Annotated in this window: 3 protein-coding genes; all 3 read right to left on the bottom strand. The window is 28.5% G+C overall.

The window, feature by feature from the left end; translation table 11 throughout:
• A partial coding sequence (locus ACOYLT_RS11340; RefSeq protein WP_422853954.1) for a glycosyltransferase occupies positions 1-551 on the bottom strand: 551 nt, incomplete at its 3' end.
• Positions 538-1,551: an NAD-dependent epimerase/dehydratase family protein gene (locus ACOYLT_RS11335; RefSeq protein WP_422853953.1), complete on the bottom strand. Its 1,014-nt coding sequence runs from the start codon at positions 1,549-1,551 to the stop codon at positions 538-540. The genes ACOYLT_RS11335 and ACOYLT_RS11340, both read right to left, overlap by 14 nt.
• Positions 1,552-2,012: 461 nt before the next feature.
• Positions 2,013-2,765, bottom strand: coding sequence for a methyltransferase domain-containing protein (locus ACOYLT_RS11330; protein ID WP_422853952.1), 753 nt, complete (start codon positions 2,763-2,765; stop codon positions 2,013-2,015).
• Positions 2,766-2,856 lie beyond the last annotated feature (91 nt).

The raw sequence follows: 2,856 nt of genomic DNA, 5'->3' as shown, positions 1-2,856 counted from the left end.
AAATTTTTGGAAGAACGTCCCCTGTAAATTACTTTAACTTTGTCTTTTTTAATACCTAATGCTTTGCTATTTTTTTCCATAATGGTGGCCGAATTAGATATAAATAAATCTACTTTCTTAGCACTCCATCTATCCATAAGCTGACATCCAAATAACTTCAATTTACCAACTAAACTTAAGGTTTTGTAACGCTCTTTCAGATACGTATTATTGACAAAACTTGAAATTAAAGGAATATTTCGATGTTGCTTAACTTTTCGAGCAATTATATCCGAGCGAAATAATGTAGAGTGAATGATATCTGGTTTTATGGCATCAATTAAAGGCAGCAATTGAGTGACTACTGTATTAAATTCATATCTGAATGAATTATTTAATTGATGTACTTCAATAGTATTTTGTTTAAGTAAATTTACTAAGCTATCGCCTTTATAAACTGTAATAAAAATAGGTTCAACTATAGAATTATGAATAGCAATATCCACCAAGCTTTTTTCGGCTCCTCCTACATTTAAAGTATCAATTAAATAAAGAACTTTAATTTTTTTCATTATGATAATAATACTTTAAAAACCAAGTAACAAATTTAGGAATGCCTATTTCCAGTGGAGTTGAAGCTTTATAGCCTAACTTTTCAATGGCTGTAGTATCAGCATAAGTGGTTACTACATCACCCTTTTGAGGAGGCATAAAATGATAGTCAAATTGTAAATTCAATTCTTTTTCTAATAGACGAATAAAATCCATTAAGGAAACTGGACTACCTTTTCCTATGTTTAAAATTTGATAATTCTTCAATAAAGATTTATTTTCAGCAACAAGCACAATCCCCTGAACAATATCATCAATATAGGTGAAATCTCGACTTTGCTCTCCATTATTAAACACTTTTATAGGTTGACTTTCTGTTCCTGCTTTGGCAAATAAAACAGGAGCCATATCAGGTCTTCCCCATGGACCATAAACAGTAAAAAAACGTAATCCAGTAATTTTTAATTCATATAGAGAAGCATAAGCATGCGCCATAACTTCATTACTTTTTTTGGTTGCAGCATAAAAGCTTACTGGAGAGTCGGTATTTTGATTTTCAGAAAAGGGAATAGTTTCAGTATCTCCATAAACTGAGGAACTAGAAGCAAATAGTAAATGTTGTACTTCAAAATTTCTACAGGCTTCCAGAATGGTATAAAAACCTATGATATTACTGTCTATATAATCTCTAGGATTAGTTATTGAATACCTTACACCAGCTTGTGCAGCTAAATGAATGACAATATCAAAATTTTGAGTTGCAAATAATACATTCAAATTTCCAGCATCTTGAATATCTAATTGGATAAAGGAGATGTTATCACCATGACCTTTAATTAATTTGTTATAAACTATAGCATTTCTTTCAATTCCTAGTGCTGCTAAACGCGCATATTTCAAATCGGTTTCATAATAGGAATTGATATTATCTAAAGCGATAATTTCGTAACCTAAAAAGGCGAATTTTTGAACAGTATGCATTCCTATAAAGCCAGCAGCTCCAGTGATTAAAATTTTCATAGTTAAGAAATGTTATTTATGTAAATAGGCCCTTGAATTGTAATTAATAATTGCATCTTGATTTTTATCTTAAACAAATTGAATAGCAGCTTAATCTAAATAATCATTATATTTTTTAAAGTGGTTTTACTTAATGAACAGCAGCAGAAGCTAAAAAAATAAAAGTTACATTAAAAATACTACTTTTAGAGATAAATAATTTAGCATCTTAAAACCTCAGTAATCTATGCATAAAAGAAGATCAAGAGGGTGTTTTTTTGTGGAATTAATGACAACTTCAACAATAGTAGAATTTGGGTTGTTTTTTAAAAATTAACAATGTCTAAAACCCATTTTTTTTGATTTTAATCATCTAAAAGTAGAGCTACTATGATTTGGTTGTTCATTTTTTGGTTTACTATTATATTGATTTAACAAAAAATAAATTTACATTATAGTAAAAGACTTATTGAAAATGATTTTTATTTCAATATTTTTTTTAAAATTCGACTAAAGAATAAATATGGGAGTGCTTTCAATGTTTTAAAAAGGGGCATGTATTTAGGTTGACTTAATTCAACCTGTCGCATAAAAGTACTTGGATGAACTATTGAATACATATCAGATTGATTCGATGTTGAAAAATTGAATTCTTCAATTAAAGAAATTTTTTCTTTATTTATATATAATAGAATATTCTGTTTATACCAAGTTTTTATACCATTTTCATTCCATATTTTGGGTCTTACAAAATCAATAACAGTATAGTTATGACTGGCAAATTTATCAATCCAATATTCAGGCCACTGCTCATTAACATGACCACTTCCTCTTTGAAAAGGAATAGCGGCAGAAAACAAAACAATATCAGATGCATTAACTAAATTAGACACAAAAATATCAGCAAATTTTTCATTAATATGCTCAGCCACTTCTAAAGATATGGCCAAATCATATTTTTCATCCACTATAACCGCCTCAGATAAATTAGCATATTGAAATTCATTTTCATCTATTTCTAAATGTGACTTATTTAACCATGATCCCTCAAAACCTAAAACATTAGTTGCGCCCAAATTCTTTGACACTTTTAACCATGTGCCAACACCACAACCAAAATCAATTACACTTTTTGGATGAGACTTTTCGAAAATTAGATTTAAAATTTTTTGTGCAGAAACATAAGTGTCTTGATTTCTGTTTTCATAAAAATCGTTGTCGTAAATTTTTTTCATAAAATTATTTTTTTTATATTATTTTTTTTATACTATTTTTTTGGAATAGGAGTGATTGTCATGCCCATCCTATTACGAAATCCATCATAAA

The sequence above is a fragment of the Flavobacterium sp. genome, assembly GCF_049318185.1.
GTDB lineage: Bacteria > Bacteroidota > Bacteroidia > Flavobacteriales > Flavobacteriaceae > Flavobacterium.
This window is presented reverse-complemented; position numbering and strand designations above follow the sequence as displayed.

What these genes read in the sequence shown, in the direction of transcription:
- ACOYLT_RS11335 (WP_422853953.1), bottom strand. Translation starts at nt 1,551, where the DNA reads ATGAAAATTTTAATCACTGGAGCTGCTGGCTTTATAGGAATGCATACT.
- ACOYLT_RS11330 (WP_422853952.1), bottom strand. Translation starts at nt 2,765, where the DNA reads ATGAAAAAAATTTACGACAACGATTTTTATGAAAACAGAAATCAAGAC.